This window comes from Mucilaginibacter lutimaris, assembly GCF_042676625.1.
Lineage (GTDB): Bacteria > Bacteroidota > Bacteroidia > Sphingobacteriales > Sphingobacteriaceae > Mucilaginibacter > Mucilaginibacter lutimaris.
The window spans coordinates 1,228,247-1,241,410 of record NZ_JBHTIA010000003.1; the positions used below are offsets into that span (position 1 = coordinate 1,228,247).

General features: G+C 47.1%; 14 protein-coding genes. 5 read left to right on the forward strand and 9 right to left on the reverse strand.

All coding sequences use genetic code 11. The features are described 5' to 3' along the window. Position 1 precedes the first annotated feature (1 nt). From ACFQZI_RS06425 to ACFQZI_RS06435, 3 genes are read left to right on the forward strand one after another with little or no spacing between them, the layout of a single operon-like run. The gene (locus ACFQZI_RS06425) at positions 2-2,944 is read left to right on the forward strand and encodes a DNA polymerase III subunit alpha (RefSeq protein ID WP_377139968.1); all 2,943 of its coding nucleotides are present in this window, start codon (positions 2-4) and stop codon (positions 2,942-2,944) included. Positions 2,945-2,955: 11 nt separating this feature from the next. Continuing rightward, entirely contained in the window at positions 2,956-3,189 is a 234-nt protein-coding gene (locus tag ACFQZI_RS06430; protein ID WP_377139971.1) for a hypothetical protein, read from the forward strand. A gap of 16 nt (positions 3,190-3,205) precedes the next feature. After that, a complete protein-coding gene (locus tag ACFQZI_RS06435) occupies positions 3,206-3,721 on the forward strand; it encodes a hypothetical protein (RefSeq protein ID WP_377139974.1) in 516 nt (171 codons plus the stop codon). A 25-nt stretch (positions 3,722-3,746) separates the two neighbouring features. Here the strand turns inward: ACFQZI_RS06435 and ACFQZI_RS06440 are convergent, their stop codons facing one another. Continuing rightward, positions 3,747-4,544, reverse strand: a complete 798-nt coding sequence (locus ACFQZI_RS06440) for a DNA/RNA non-specific endonuclease (RefSeq protein ID WP_377139976.1) — start codon at positions 4,542-4,544, stop codon at positions 3,747-3,749. A 308-nt stretch (positions 4,545-4,852) separates the two neighbouring features. On the opposite strand from ACFQZI_RS06440, the gene ACFQZI_RS06445 reads away from it, so the two are divergent. Beyond that, positions 4,853-6,088, forward strand: a complete 1,236-nt coding sequence (locus tag ACFQZI_RS06445; protein ID WP_377139979.1) for an IS110 family transposase — start codon at positions 4,853-4,855, stop codon at positions 6,086-6,088. 194 nt (positions 6,089-6,282) lie between these two features. Here ACFQZI_RS06445 and ACFQZI_RS06450 read toward each other — a convergent pair whose 3' ends face one another. Continuing rightward, positions 6,283-6,909 (reverse strand): hypothetical protein, encoded by a 627-nt coding sequence (locus ACFQZI_RS06450; protein ID WP_377139982.1) that lies wholly within the window; start codon positions 6,907-6,909, stop codon positions 6,283-6,285. Positions 6,910-7,084: 175 nt separating this feature from the next. Between ACFQZI_RS06450 and ACFQZI_RS06455 the strand changes: the two genes are divergently transcribed. After that, positions 7,085-7,243 (forward strand): hypothetical protein, encoded by a 159-nt coding sequence (locus ACFQZI_RS06455; RefSeq protein ID WP_377139985.1) that lies wholly within the window; start codon positions 7,085-7,087, stop codon positions 7,241-7,243. A 72-nt stretch (positions 7,244-7,315) separates the two neighbouring features. Here the strand turns inward: ACFQZI_RS06455 and ACFQZI_RS06460 are convergent, their stop codons facing one another. Genes ACFQZI_RS06460 through ACFQZI_RS06490 form a run of 7 tightly spaced genes read right to left on the reverse strand, consistent with a single transcriptional unit; the run spans position 7,316 to position 13,129 of the window. Beyond that, positions 7,316-7,774 carry a PH domain-containing protein gene (locus tag ACFQZI_RS06460; RefSeq protein ID WP_377139988.1) on the reverse strand — a complete coding sequence of 153 codons (459 nt, stop codon included), beginning with the start codon at positions 7,772-7,774 and terminating at the stop codon, positions 7,316-7,318. After that, positions 7,761-8,351, reverse strand: a complete 591-nt coding sequence (locus tag ACFQZI_RS06465) for a hypothetical protein (protein ID WP_377139991.1) — start codon at positions 8,349-8,351, stop codon at positions 7,761-7,763. The genes ACFQZI_RS06460 and ACFQZI_RS06465 overlap by 14 nt, the downstream gene beginning before the upstream one ends. Then, positions 8,351-9,172 carry a DUF4099 domain-containing protein gene (locus ACFQZI_RS06470; protein WP_377139994.1) on the reverse strand — a complete coding sequence of 274 codons (822 nt, stop codon included), beginning with the start codon at positions 9,170-9,172 and terminating at the stop codon, positions 8,351-8,353. Before ACFQZI_RS06470 ends, ACFQZI_RS06465 begins: the two co-directional genes overlap by 1 nt. Beyond that, the gene (locus ACFQZI_RS06475) at positions 9,126-10,313 is read right to left on the reverse strand and encodes an ArdC family protein (RefSeq protein ID WP_377139997.1); all 1,188 of its coding nucleotides are present in this window, start codon (positions 10,311-10,313) and stop codon (positions 9,126-9,128) included. Before ACFQZI_RS06475 ends, ACFQZI_RS06470 begins: the two co-directional genes overlap by 47 nt. Next, positions 10,306-10,731, reverse strand: coding sequence for a M23 family metallopeptidase (locus tag ACFQZI_RS06480; protein WP_377140000.1), 426 nt, complete (start codon positions 10,729-10,731; stop codon positions 10,306-10,308). Before ACFQZI_RS06480 ends, ACFQZI_RS06475 begins: the two co-directional genes overlap by 8 nt. Next, a complete protein-coding gene (locus ACFQZI_RS06485) occupies positions 10,728-11,138 on the reverse strand; it encodes a hypothetical protein (RefSeq protein ID WP_377140003.1) in 411 nt (136 codons plus the stop codon). Before ACFQZI_RS06485 ends, ACFQZI_RS06480 begins: the two co-directional genes overlap by 4 nt. Further along, positions 11,135-13,129 (reverse strand): type IV secretion system DNA-binding domain-containing protein, encoded by a 1,995-nt coding sequence (locus ACFQZI_RS06490; protein WP_377140006.1) that lies wholly within the window; start codon positions 13,127-13,129, stop codon positions 11,135-11,137. Before ACFQZI_RS06490 ends, ACFQZI_RS06485 begins: the two co-directional genes overlap by 4 nt. Positions 13,130-13,164: the final 35 nt, after the last annotated feature.

A 13,164-nucleotide genomic window follows, 5' to 3' on the forward strand; every position in this document is an offset into this window, starting at 1 on the left:
CATGTACCTGAATGTTCATTCTCAGTATAGCCTTCGTTATGGAACCATGTCAATTCCGGCACTGGTAGAAGAAGCTATTGCCTGCGGCGTAACGCAATTGGTGCTTACGGATATCAATAATTCCACCGGAATCATGGAATTTATGCGGGAGTGCGATGAAAAGGGGATCAAACCAATAGCTGGTCTTGAATTCAGGCAGGATAAGCAACTCCTTTATTTGGGTATCGCCAGGAATAAAGAAGGCATGAAAGAGCTGAATGATTTCCTGACCGAGCATAATCTGGAAAAAAAGCCCTTACCTGATCTGGCGCCGGGTTTTAAAAATGCCTATGTGGTTTATCCTTACGGGCATAAAAATGCCCTGAAAGAAAATGAGTATCTGGGCATACGTTTCGATCAGTTAAATAAACTTTTCAAGGCGGATTTGAATGAGATCAGGGACAGGCTGGTCGCCCTGCAACCTGTCTTTATTGCCGACAAGATAGAGTACAGACTGCACGAATACCTTCGGGGTATCGACCTGAATGTGGTTTTAACAGAAGTTAACGCAGGAGATAAATGCGCTCCGACAGATATGTTCCTTGCGCCAGGGCAGCTGGAGGCGAAGTTTTCTCGGTATGCTTTCATACTGGACAATACCCGGAACCTGATGAACCGTTGTGTGATGGATTATCCTAAAGGCAGGATCAATCTAAATCGCAGGACGTTCACCGGAAATAAAAAAAATGACAGGGAATTGCTGGAGAAACTGGCTATAAGCGGCATGGAATACCGGTTCGGCAAAAACAACAAGGAAGCGCAGCGCAGAGTAAAGCATGAACTTAAAGTTATTTACGAACTCGATTTTTGCGCCTATTTCCTGATTACCTGGGATATCATCCGTTATTCCAGTTCACAGGGGTACTATCATGTGGGGCGAGGCTCCGGCGCGAACAGTATCGTTGCTTACTGTCTGAAAATAACTGATGTTGACCCTATAGAACTGAACCTCTATTTTGAAAGGTTTTTGAACGCGCAGCGCACGTCACCGCCAGATTTTGATATTGATTACTCCTGGGATGAGCGTGAAGATGTGCAGGATTATATTTTTAAGCGTTATGGCAGCCAGCATACCGCCCTGCTGGGTACCATGTCCACTTTCAAGGACCGGAGTATCATACGTGAGATCGGCAAGGTCATGGGATTGCCCAAGTCGGAGATCGATGGCTTTACCGACCAGACCAGGGCAGCATTTAACCAGAATAATGAGGTGTTCAGAAAGATCGTTGCGATACATGAACGGATGTGCAATATGCCCAACCAGCGTTCGATACATGCCGGAGGTGTACTGATCACAGAGGAACCGATCACTTATTATACCGCGCTGGACCTTCCGCCGAAAGGTATGGCGACCGTACAGTGGGACATGTATGAAGCGGAGAAGATAGGTTTTGACAAATATGACATTTTGAGCCAGCGCGGGATCGGGCACATCAAAATGGCTGTGAAACTGGTAGAAGAAAATCAGCAGCGGAAGATCGATATCCACCAGGTGAAAACTTTCATGAAAGACCCGGCCGTCAACGCAAACCTTAAAGCAGGAAATACCAAAGGCTGCTTTTACATCGAATCTCCTGCTATGATGCAGTTGAACAGGAAACTGGGCTGCGAAAGTTACCTCGTGCTGGTCGCTGCCAGTTCCATCATCCGGCCCGGCGTGGCCAGTTCGGGCATGATGGGGGAATATATCAAACGCCACCACCATCCTGAGGATGTACAGTACCTGCATCCGGTGATGGAGGAACAACTGAAGGAAACCTATGGGGTTATGGTTTACCAGGAAGATGTGATCAAGATATGTATCCATTTCGCCGGCATGGACGGAACGGACGCCGATATATTAAGAAGAGGGATGAGCGGCAAGTGGCGGTCGGAACATGAAATGAACCGGATCAGAGCGAGTTTTTTTAACGGCTCGCAGCGACTCCAGCGCCCTGCTGAAACTGCTGCCGAGGTCTGGCGTCAGGTCAGTTCTTTTGCCGGTTACAGTTTTTCCAAAGCGCATTCGGCGAGTTTCGCAGTGGAAAGTTATCAGAGTCTTTATCTGAAAACCTATTTCCCCCGGGAATTCATGGTGGCAGTACTCAATAATTACGGCGGATTTTATGACCGGGCTTTATATGTGCAGGAGCTGCAGCGTTCGGGAGGGATCATACATCTTCCATGCGTGAACAATAGCGATGCTATTGTCAGCATTAATGGGGTCGACGTCTATCTGGGGTTTGTAGGTATCCACGGTTTAAATGAAACTTACATCGAACTTATACCGGAGGAACGCAGGCAAAACGGGCTTTACCTTAACCTGGAAGATCTGATCAGAAGAACAGGAATAGGTCTTGAGCAGGCGATCATCCTCATCCGGGTCGGCGCGCTGCGATTTACAGGCAAAAGTAAAAAGGAATTACTATGGGCGATCCATCTGCTCCTGGGTGCAAAAGTAAAACCTAATCCTAATGCCGAACTATTTCAGTTAGAGTCAAAGAATTATTCGCTACCCTTGCTGGTCAATACCTGTCTGGAGAATGCTTACCATGAATTAGAGTTGCTCGGGTTTCCGGTAAGTATGACGATGTTCGAGCTCCTGCAAACGGACTACCGCGGAGAGATCGGCGCGAATGACCTCATCAATCATGTCGGGCAGACGGTAAGAATGGTCGGATTATATGTTTGCGAGAAGACCGTTCACACCAGGAACAATCAAAAAATGTGGTTCGGAAACTTTCTGGATGCTGAAGGCAATACATTCGATACCGTTCATTTCCCGAACAGGACGCCGGCTTATCCGTTCCGGGGAGCAGGCTGCTATCTCATCCTTGGTAAGGTCGTTGAGGAGTTTGGCTTTGCCAGCCTGGAGGTCCTGAAATTTGCAAAATTACCTATCGTACCCAATCCTGTAATTTCTTAATAATGACAACAATGGACAGATTTACTATCAAATGCCTTATCGGCGACCAGGAAATGGAATTGCAACTAGATAAAAAAGCGATGCCCGGTGAGAACGGTCCATGTTTCATGATCACTTCAGAAGGGAGTTTTAAGGGTTATATATCCCGTAAAAAGAACGGCGGCTATCAGCAGATAGGTGATACTTACTACACTGCCAAAGATCTGCAGGCTATAGGGGAACATTTAAGACAGTATGTAAAGTAAATTTGTAAATTGGGTCATGAATTATGTGATAGGTCATCGTTATGAAGTTCCCTGCGCAGAAGTGCGCTGGAGGGAGGATCGCCGAACCTATTTTATTCCGGTACTTGGCGATCAGCACAGTGACCCGCAATTCGGATTCAGGGAATCGCATTATCATATCGATGGCAGGTTTTACATGGAACCCAGAATGCTCCATTACTTCGGACTGCAGCAGGGACGAACTTCAGCAGTAATAGTTCCGCGATCAAAGACAGGTTATGATTTTATGAAGATCGTTCACCGGGAACTTATATGTACCGGTTTGATGACCGGCTTGCTCATGCCGCAAATACCTACAGAAGATCAGAAGATCCAGATCGGTCGTTATGAACAATGGTATCAGGGTTTTATTGGTAAAAAATGTGAAGGTCGTAAATGCCCTCATCTGGGAACGGACATGAATGAGCATCATGGCTTACTTATCTGCCCGCTGCATGATCTCGTCGCAGACATAGATTCACTGGAGATCATACCCCAAAAGACAGTAAGATGATCGGCACGTTTAACATAAGCGGATCTTAATTGACGAATATCGTTAAGGGATCAAATCCAAGTTTGCCGATCAGTTCCTGATGAGATACCATTCTTTCTGCTAATTTTGACTTTTTCTCGGTGGCTTCGTTCGGCATCCAGAAACACTGCACAACTTCTCCTCCAGCTTTATGATCGTAATATTTGATGATCTTATAGTAATTTGCCGGAACACTTATGGTAATGTTATCTTTAGAATAAGTGCTTTGAATTCCGGAAGTCCCGCACCATATCGATACGCTATCTGTGACACCAGATGTCCGGTAGCCGGTAAGTTTACGGCATAGCTCTTCAGTAGCCAGTTCCGTACCTACATTCTGTCCCTGGAATTCCATCCCGGCATTAAACGTATAAGTATTTGATAAGATGGCGGCGTCCCCGGACCACGAGAGCAGTATCCAGGGCTGACAGTGCCCTTTAGCGATCATTTCTGCTGAGTTGGGTTTTCCGATCTGCCGGTTGGCTTCGCGGTATACTTTGGTTTCATCGGGCTGTCCTGCGACAGCATGCCATGAAGCATAGATCCCTGTCCTTGGCAGGTTTAAGGCTTCCTGTTCGAGTCGGTGTGCCTTGGTATAAATGTAAAAAGTGAGTACGGGGATATGATGGAGGGTATCTGCAACAGATCTGAAATAAGGGTTTACCCACAGTTTGCAGGATGGACAAAGGTCAGTTCTTTGAGTAGGATATTGCTGATAAAGAGCTTTAACATAAGCAGCATCCGGAGCCTGGGCTTTTAATAAAATTGGGAATAACCAGAATAGGAGAATTACTACGCGCTTCATCAGGATTTGAAGACACTAATGTAATAAAATCCCTGATAAGGAATCAGGTAAAAGCTGCTGATGATGTGCATCCGGTCACCCGGCCAGCTCGATAACAACAGCAAGCACTAAGCTACGGTCCGGATATTCTGATGAAGAAATGGCCGGCATAAAAGTTTGAGGCAGATCCCTGGTTGCAGTAGTATCTTAAGACAAAAATAAAAATCCCCTGAACACTCGCTGCCAGGGGACTTTAACCTAAGTGATATGATTCAATGAAACACCCAGGCTTATAAAAACGTCTTTCGTATAAAAGAAGGAGGATATTTATGAAAGAGCATAGCGGTGTAGATGTGAGTATCGTTCCGCAGCTGGACAAAGCCTGCGGTTTGGATATGCACAAGGATAAGATCGTTGGCTTCATTTCTGGTAAGGACGGTACCGGACAGCAACTTAAAGAGTTTGGAACGTTCACCTGTGAGCTTCGGCAGATCAGGGAATGGCTGCAAAGCCATCAGGTCGAACATTGCCTGATGGAAAGCACTGGTATATACTGGATGAGTCTGTATGCCATACTTACCGAAGCTGGCATTCACGTAACGGTTGCTAATCCAACCCACATTAAACAGGTGCCTAAGCGCAAAACCGACCGAAAGGATGCTAAATGGTTGTGCACCTTACTATTGAACGGGCTGGTACGCCCGAGCTTTATGCCGACAGCCGAACAGCGGGTATTGCGTGACCATTGTCGTAGCCGTCTGTTTTATATGCGGCAGCAGAATAAGACACAGAATCGGTTACTCAAGATCTTAGAAAGCAATAATATCAAATTACGTTCGGTCATCAGCAGTATTAAAACAAAATCGGCGATGGATATGATACGATTGCTAGCTGTTGGCGTAACAGATAAGGAGCAACTGGCAGGCTGCGCCCGGGGGCAGGTTAAACGTAAAAAGGAAGCACTGATCAAAGCGCTTGACGGAACTTTAGCACCACATCATTTAGTCCAATTACAAATGCTGTTGCAAGACTTTGACCATGTGCAAAGCCAGCTTAGTACGCTTGAGTTGATGATCATTGAAATAACTCAAGCACATTATTCACTCGCTTACGAGTGCCTCGACAGTATCACCGGTATCGCTGGCCGTTCAGCGCAGATCATTTTAAGCGAAGCAGGCAATGATATGAGCCGCTTTAGTACCGCAGACCATTTAACAGCATGGTGCGGATTGGCACCAGGTAACAACGAAAGTGCAGGTAAACGCCGAGATACATCGGTGAAGAAAGGCAACCCTTATTTGAAAACTGCTCTTGTTACCGCTGCGTGGGCAGCAGTACGAGTTAAGGATTCATACTGGCGCGCATTGTTCGAACGCCTACGTAAACGGATGAAGGTACAGAAGGCCATTGTAGCCATTGCCCGAAGAATGCTTAAGGTCGTTCACAAAACATTAGATACTCTTACTATATATCAGGAGAAAGGCATTGCTCATTTTGTTGACTTGCAAGCCAAAGCTGCGTTGTATCACCGGATGAAGCAACAATGGCCATCAACTGAACTATAATATTGTACGATATTAAAAGGACGGATAAGGTTTTAGAGCAATTAGTCTGTAACCTAAGTTGCCCAACTATTAGATAGCACCCAGGCTTGTTCCATGAGAACGCAGAGGAAACTTATTTTTTATGGTAAAAGATGCCAATGTCTAAAAGCCACTTTATTATAATGTGTAATATGCAATTTAGAACGTCATCAGAATCATTCAGACTTATTTATCGAGTCCAACTTTTCATTAATGACATACAGTTGCCTATTCATACTAAACAGAAGATCATCAGTTGTGATATTTCTCATTGGAGATCGATGTTCTTTCAATTTCTCTGATATAGCTTGATAAAGTCTGTTATCTTTATAGTTGGGGTTATCTTTCTTATAGTTTTTTAAAAGTATCTCAATGTCTTTTGTGAAATTGGATTCCAGTTCGTTGTTAGCGGATTCATCGAAATAGAATTTTGAGACCCATAAATATCTGTTTACCCAATCTTCGATAGATTGGTCGATAACAGATTCCTCATATTTTACGACCTCGACATTGATGTCATTGCCATTTACAAACTCAATAACATTAGGCGTATTTTCATCAACTGAAATTACGTGGTTCAAGTAGAGGTCTTTTAAGAGTTTGAAATATCTCTCTGCCGTTGAATAGTCATTAAACCATAAAAGCAGCAATACATTTTTGTAGTAATATCTGTTTTTGTCCGGATCTCTAGTTATGGCATATAATGAGTCTTGCCTGAAAGCTAACCAGAGTGTATTTGATTGATCGTTTATATTGATGGCCTCCAGATACCAGGTTCTATGTTCGCTATTTAAGATTCTCATATTTTTGATAGTTAAAGTCTTTAAAGTTAAATAAAGACTTTAACTATTTTTAGAGGAAACCTTATCACAAATAGCGGACGGGTCGCCCGCTAAGAATTAAGTGCAATATAGAAATATATCAGCGCCGAAGTGAATTCCGCGTTTTTGACCTCATATAATCATTGAAAATACGCTCATGGAACCGTCTTTCGGCTTCCCGCTTGTTCCGCCTGGAAGCTATCCAGAAAAAAAGGGCCCATATCCCGAATGCCACACCAAAACAAGGAAAAGGGTTTTTAGCGCCCAGTGCACCGAACATGGCAAAAGTCGAAATGACCATGCAGGTAAAGAATAAAATAACGTTCTTTTTCATGATGTTTCAATACTATAAATATACTAATAAGTTTAGCAAGTATCAAGTCGGATCTTAATTAATTTCAAAGATCTTATTGTGTTGTCTGGCCTCCTGAACCCGGGTCCGTATCGTTTCGATAAGCTCGGACCGGGGTATCCCTCTTAAATGCAGAACAGGTGTCTCGGCATCTATACTTTTCAGGATCACGTTCATGAGGCCGAGCAGTTGCAATAAAAGAGGCCGGGTAATGATATAGTCTTTGATCTGGTACATTTCGAGTTCATCGGTACGTTTAAAGAATATTCCATGGCTGGTGCGGATAATTTCTGCGCCGATCAGATAACGGTGACTGCGTATCAGCAGCAGCCGGTACCAGCCCGCACCGAGTATGGCGACACTAAAAAAAATAAAATATGGTGAACTGTACCAGGCCAGTACCAGGAATGTCAGCGAGAGGAGGATCAGGTGCGCTATTTTCAGGATGGCGAAACTTACCGCCGGCCTGAGTATAATTTCATCAGGTGTTTTCATCGATCAGTTGTTCTAAATAAGTATTGGATCTTGCCGGTTTTCGTGTTCTTATGGCAGTTCTTACAGCTGCTGCTTTTTCAAACACGTTCAGGCTGACCTTTTCCGGAGCAAGATCCAGGGACAGGCTGTTCACGTAAAGCCGAACCTTCGTTTGCTGCCATACCGCCCGGACGGGTTTTTGCCTGATACCGGCTGCTACCACGATATCGGCCACCCGGCCGCACAGGTCGTTAGGAAAAACGAGCGTTATTTTTCTTTTCAGGCAGTACCTGCTTATCCATTCCAGCTGCTCAGTTTGCGGGCGCAGGCCGACCGCGATGAACGACAGCGAGCTGGCATCAGGATGCCGCCAGGCATTCAGTGCCATGTAGGCGATCGCTTCCATCGCGCTGGAAGTGATGATCAGTTCGGTTGCCGGGTAGCTGCCCTTCATCCAGATATCTTTTGTTAAGGGAACGAAATGGAAACCCTGGCCGAAGATCTCCTGTTCGTTGCCATAACTGAAGCAGCCATCGGGATCATTAAAAAAAGCCTGGAGCTCCGCAGATACTCCAAGCTTTGTCAGTAATTGATGCATCAGCGCGTGTGGCGGGATCTTTCAAAGCGGATATGTGCATTGTCCGCCGCAGGCCGTTCGTCCTCCAGAGCTTTCATTGCGTTATGATAGCCGGGGCTTAACTTGGTACTTTCTTTCAGATCGTGCTTTTGTCCGAATGCCGCGTTAAGCCCCTTATAGACCATATAAGATAGACCACCATCCACAAGGATCGACGCGATCAGCGCCAGCCTGTTCGAGCGTATTCCGTTGGTATCTGTGCCCGAGTAGTTCAGCGATGTGCCGTCAGCGAGTTTCACTTCCTTCCCCTTACGGTAAGCATCTTTTTGGGCGGGTGTCAGAAATTCACTGTTGATCATATCGGGCGCCAGGATCTTATCCGTATCAGAAACAATGAATTCCCGCGTTTCGGGATCATATTCCACCAGGATCTCTTTTTTATTGCCTTTTTTATCTGTAGTTACTTTCAGCAAATTGGCGAGTTCGCCTTTTTCCAGCTTAGCGGCCTCATTATCATCAAGAAAGTCCGGTGTCGCCGGCTTGCGGTAAATCGGGTGGATCAGCAGGTCGGCCTTACCCTGTTCGTTCCTGTGAAGAGATATTTTCGCATCTATAGCTTTGATCTTTATACTTTCCGTTTCCAGATTCTCCAGATGCAGCATATCGGTACGGCGGCCGGAAAGTAAGGCTTTCAGATCATTTACATTAAGCAGAAGCTGACCTCCGGCGGACAGCCCGAGCGTTTCCAGGTCCTTGACCGGAAGTTCGGATTCTTTAAAATTGATAAGGTCCATGTTATCTGCCGATCTTAACTGCCCGTTCCTGACTCTGTTCCTGATCATTATCTATTCCCTGGTCAACTGAAAGCTTTGCAGCCAGCGGATTGTTCCGGGCTTCTACCAGGCTGGCAAAGACCTTGTCGGTCGGCTTGACCTTGAATCTTTCGCCCGTATCTGCCTTTTCCACTTCAAAAGTTTTGCCTTTTTTGTCCAGTACTTTGTAGGTTGTATCATTATAGGCGATCTCTTCACCTTTATTCAGCGTATTGCTGACCGAAGCGGTTTCTTTTACCTCGCGCTTCTGACCGGCATTCAGCAATGCATTAACGATCTTTTGCGCATCGGACGCTGCGCGGGAGAGTTCGAACGGCTCGTCTTTCAGTATTTTCGACCAGGCACCGGTATAAGCGGCGTGCTGTCCGAAGCTATGGCCGATCTTGAGTTCACCGCCAATCAGCATGGCGGCTGTTGCCGCACGGAGTTCCTCACGGGCATAGTCCATCGAAGCAAATTTGCCCTCCATCGGACGGTTCAGGCGGCTTTCATGACCGGTCCAGTGCGCAAGCTGGTGAACGGCCGCCTGCAGATATTTGGTTTCATTCTCGAAAGCATCCCTTTCCGGCAGGTGGATCTGATCATTCACCTTATCATAATAAGCTTCCTGCCCGCCGTGTATAATAACCGCACCGGTGATGGCGATCAGTTTATCGGTGCGTTCTGCGGGTGAAAGCGGTTGTTGTTCTGCTGCCGTCTTCAGCCAGTCTTCCAGCGGTGGAATGTCCCTGATCTGTTCGGCGTTGAACAGGAAGGCTTTGCCGTTCTGAACTTTGTCAAATTCGACGGTTTTGGTTTGCGTCACACCGGCATCGTCCTTCACTTTGGCACCATCAGGGGTTCTTATGGCTTGTATCTCGCTGCGTTTCGGAAAATTGATCAGGGTGCCTTTAGAACCCTCTTTGACCAGGTAGCCGTTGAAGCTCGCGGCATCAGCGGACATCCAGCGGGGATCTTCATGTCCGCGCATAGCAAGATTCAGTGCGTTCAGGGCACTGTAGCCTTTGCCGGTAATAGGATTGACCGGGGTTACGAACGCCGGCATGCCGTTATCTTTCACCGGTTTTTGATACGGTGATGTTCCGGTCCTGAATTCCGCGACCAGCTTTTCTGCAAGCTGCGCGTAAAGCGGTTTGAAGTTTTTACTCATGATTTTTTGTATGGATTAAATGATAAATGAATTCGAGCGGGTCGGTCCAGCGACCGGCGGCACGGATCGAAAAATGCAGGTGTTCACCGGTAACACGGCCGGTCTTTCCGGTAATGCCGATCGGTTGCCCTGATGCGACGGTATCTGCCGCTGAAATGAAGACCTGGCTCAGGTGGCCGTAACCGGAACTGAAAGCTTTATGCTCTATAGAGATATGTATGCCCAGCAGCTCATCGTAAGTAACTGAGGAAACTCGGCCAAGTGCCAGCGCGTAAACCGTATCTGACCTGGCTCTCAAGTCCACCCCGTTGTGAAAGGCATAGCTGCCGGTAACGGGATGGACGCGGTATCCGAACGATGAAGTAATATGTAGGCTGGCCAGTGGCAGGCAGATGAGGCAGCAGATCAGCGACTTCACCGGCTGATATATTGATTATGCCGTAAGCCAAGGCTTTCCTCTATAGAAACGAGACTGGCCGGCCATATTTCCGGGTTGTCCCGCGCGATCTCCAGCGCATTCCAGATGTCGGTACTTCTTCCGAGGTCCTGCAGTGTGGCAATTTTAAATAGGTTTTTGTAGTCGTTTAACGTTGCGGCATTGGTCCCGCCTGACTCCCGTGAAAATATATGTTCACGGTCCTTCAGCAGAAAAAGCGCATCTGAGGGGTAAATAGCTTCGGCTTCATCAGTAAAGCGAAGGTAAATCTCGTTGTGAGGTTCGTCGATATAGGCCACAATGCCGATATCGCCTTCACGTCCGGCCGGGTGGTTCTCAAGATCAGGGTGCACCAGTACAAGTGTCCCCAGCAGTTCCTTGTTTGTCATTTTGGTTTGAGTTTAGAGGGGTTTGGCGGCGGCGGCTTAAAGAGCGCCACCATATCTTCGATCTCCTGGCCGATGCGGTTAAAGTTCTGCCGGAGGATCTCGTCTCTGCGTCCGTTGAAATTGTAATAGGCTGGCAGGGAGCGGTAATTCTTTTCTTCCAGTGCGATCTCCGCCATATCGAGGTTGATGCGGCAGTTGACCGCAGACGTATCGAATTGTCCGGTAAATTTCTCCTGCGCATCCGCGGCGATCACGCCGACCATTTCGCCGGCATTCAGCGATGCGATCTTGCCTGCCGGGATCAGCACTTCCAACTTTTCGTTAAGGGAGGTCGATGTCTTCGCGCGGTCGATGGAAAGGCCTTCGCCGATCTGTTTGGATTTACCGAACAGGCGCTCCAGCCATTCCAGCGTTTCCTTGTTGCGCACCGAACCGGAAAGCACGTTACCAACGACGGAAGTGATGGTCGCTGCTGTATCCTTGCCATACTGCTGGTTGAACTGGGGAAGCTCCTGCAATCCCATGAGTACGGCCACTTTATTGCTCCTGGCGGTTGCGATCAGGTTCTCCACCTTGTGCACAAAAAGTGTGGGCACTTCGTCTACGATCAGCGCTGATGGAAGATTGCCTTTGGTATTGATCAGTTTGGTCAGCCGGTTGATGACAATGGAATAACAGGCAGAATTGATATTCTGTGTATTGGGGTCATTGGCCAGCACCAGCATACCCGGGTTGTCTTTCGCCGATATTTTAAGGTCGAAGTCGTCGCCGGAGAAAACCCAGTAGGTCTCTTTGGTCGCCAGGCGGCTGATAAAAATTTTCAGGGTGCCGATCTGTCCTTCGAGCTGGTCGAATGCTTTCGCGTTGTAGGCGCTCATAAAGGGTGACATGAGTGAGCGAAGTTCCCCCTCGGAAACCAGGACATTAAAGATCTCCTCGTAAGAACGGTTGAGCATTGCCAGCACATGCGGAAGACTGCAATATTTGCCGCCGGAATATTTGCTCAGGAAGTAAATACAGGATGCGAGAAAGTTGATAGCCGATTGCGTAAAGAACTGGTCGCTGCCACCAGAACGATCACCTTTTTTCAAAGCTTCTACCAAGGCTTCGGCGGTCTCCGCCGCGTCAGCCAGCGTACGGATATAATCCGAACGCCAAGGATTAATGCGGCGGCTTTTTTCCGGGTCATCAAGATTCAGGACGTGGAACTGGAACCCGCTGAGTTTTCCGGCCTGTTTGGCTTTCAGATAATGGAAATAAGCGATCTGCCCAAGATCAGGGAATTTGAAATCGTAAAGGCAGACCGCAAATCCCTTGGCGATCAGTTGCCTGATGAATGGATTAACGATCGAAAAGCTCTTTCCGGAACCGGGGGTCCCGATAACGATGGTTCCGCGGAACACATTACAGATATTGATCCATCCGGGCCGAACACGCCGGTTAAAGTAGAACTGCATCGGGATATTGACCGAATACGGCGTTTCTACCTTTCTTTGCGGTTGCATAAAGCTTTCAGCTTCCGTATTCCATTTGTCCTTCCCAAGGCCTGAACTGATCATCTTGGAAATATTATCCATAGACAGACTGGTCAGGAAAGCGCCGCTGAAAGAGCAGACCAGGTAAGCCAGGTTCCACCAGGTGGTGTAGGCAAACACCTTCGGTGATGCTCTTCCCATAAAGACGATACTGCCAAAAAACAGCAGCAGCCCGCAGATCAGCGGATAGATGATCTGCTTTTTGGGATCCAATTCCGTATCTTTCTTTGACAGCGTACCTACACTTACCAGGCAGATCAGACCGAACGTAGCCAGTTTGCTGTACAGGAGATTGCTATATATGGGCATATGTCCTGCGCGGTCCAGCGGAGTAAAAAAAACGCCCCAGAACGGAGCATCATGATAGATAAATATGGCGGCTTCCAAAAGGATGGACAGATAAATGCCGCCTTGCAGGAAGCCATGCAGTTTCTGCTGCTCACGTGTTTCTTCCATAGATATGTATTGAAGTGAGGTCCAGGCACCGGATC

Excerpts from the sequence above, each read along its gene's own strand:
- ACFQZI_RS06440 (WP_377139976.1), bottom strand. The coding sequence starts at position 4,544 with ATGAAGCGCGTAGTAATTCTCCTATTCTGGTTATTCCCAATTTTATTA.
- ACFQZI_RS06485 (WP_377140003.1), bottom strand. The coding sequence starts at position 11,138 with ATGACAAACAAGGAACTGCTGGGGACACTTGTACTGGTGCACCCTGAT.
- ACFQZI_RS06465 (WP_377139991.1), bottom strand. The coding sequence starts at position 8,351 with ATGCATCAATTACTGACAAAGCTTGGAGTATCTGCGGAGCTCCAGGCT.
- ACFQZI_RS06430 (WP_377139971.1), top strand. The coding sequence starts at position 2,956 with ATGGACAGATTTACTATCAAATGCCTTATCGGCGACCAGGAAATGGAA.
- ACFQZI_RS06425 (WP_377139968.1), top strand. The coding sequence starts at position 2 with ATGTACCTGAATGTTCATTCTCAGTATAGCCTTCGTTATGGAACCATG.
- ACFQZI_RS06455 (WP_377139985.1), top strand. The coding sequence starts at position 7,085 with ATGGAACCGTCTTTCGGCTTCCCGCTTGTTCCGCCTGGAAGCTATCCA.
- ACFQZI_RS06470 (WP_377139994.1), bottom strand. The coding sequence starts at position 9,172 with ATGATCAGGAACAGAGTCAGGAACGGGCAGTTAAGATCGGCAGATAAC.
- ACFQZI_RS06490 (WP_377140006.1), bottom strand. The coding sequence starts at position 13,129 with ATGGAAGAAACACGTGAGCAGCAGAAACTGCATGGCTTCCTGCAAGGC.
- ACFQZI_RS06435 (WP_377139974.1), top strand. The coding sequence starts at position 3,206 with ATGAATTATGTGATAGGTCATCGTTATGAAGTTCCCTGCGCAGAAGTG.
- ACFQZI_RS06445 (WP_377139979.1), top strand. The coding sequence starts at position 4,853 with ATGAAAGAGCATAGCGGTGTAGATGTGAGTATCGTTCCGCAGCTGGAC.
- ACFQZI_RS06460 (WP_377139988.1), bottom strand. The coding sequence starts at position 7,774 with ATGAAAACACCTGATGAAATTATACTCAGGCCGGCGGTAAGTTTCGCC.
- ACFQZI_RS06475 (WP_377139997.1), bottom strand. The coding sequence starts at position 10,313 with ATGAGTAAAAACTTCAAACCGCTTTACGCGCAGCTTGCAGAAAAGCTG.
- ACFQZI_RS06450 (WP_377139982.1), bottom strand. The coding sequence starts at position 6,909 with ATGAGAATCTTAAATAGCGAACATAGAACCTGGTATCTGGAGGCCATC.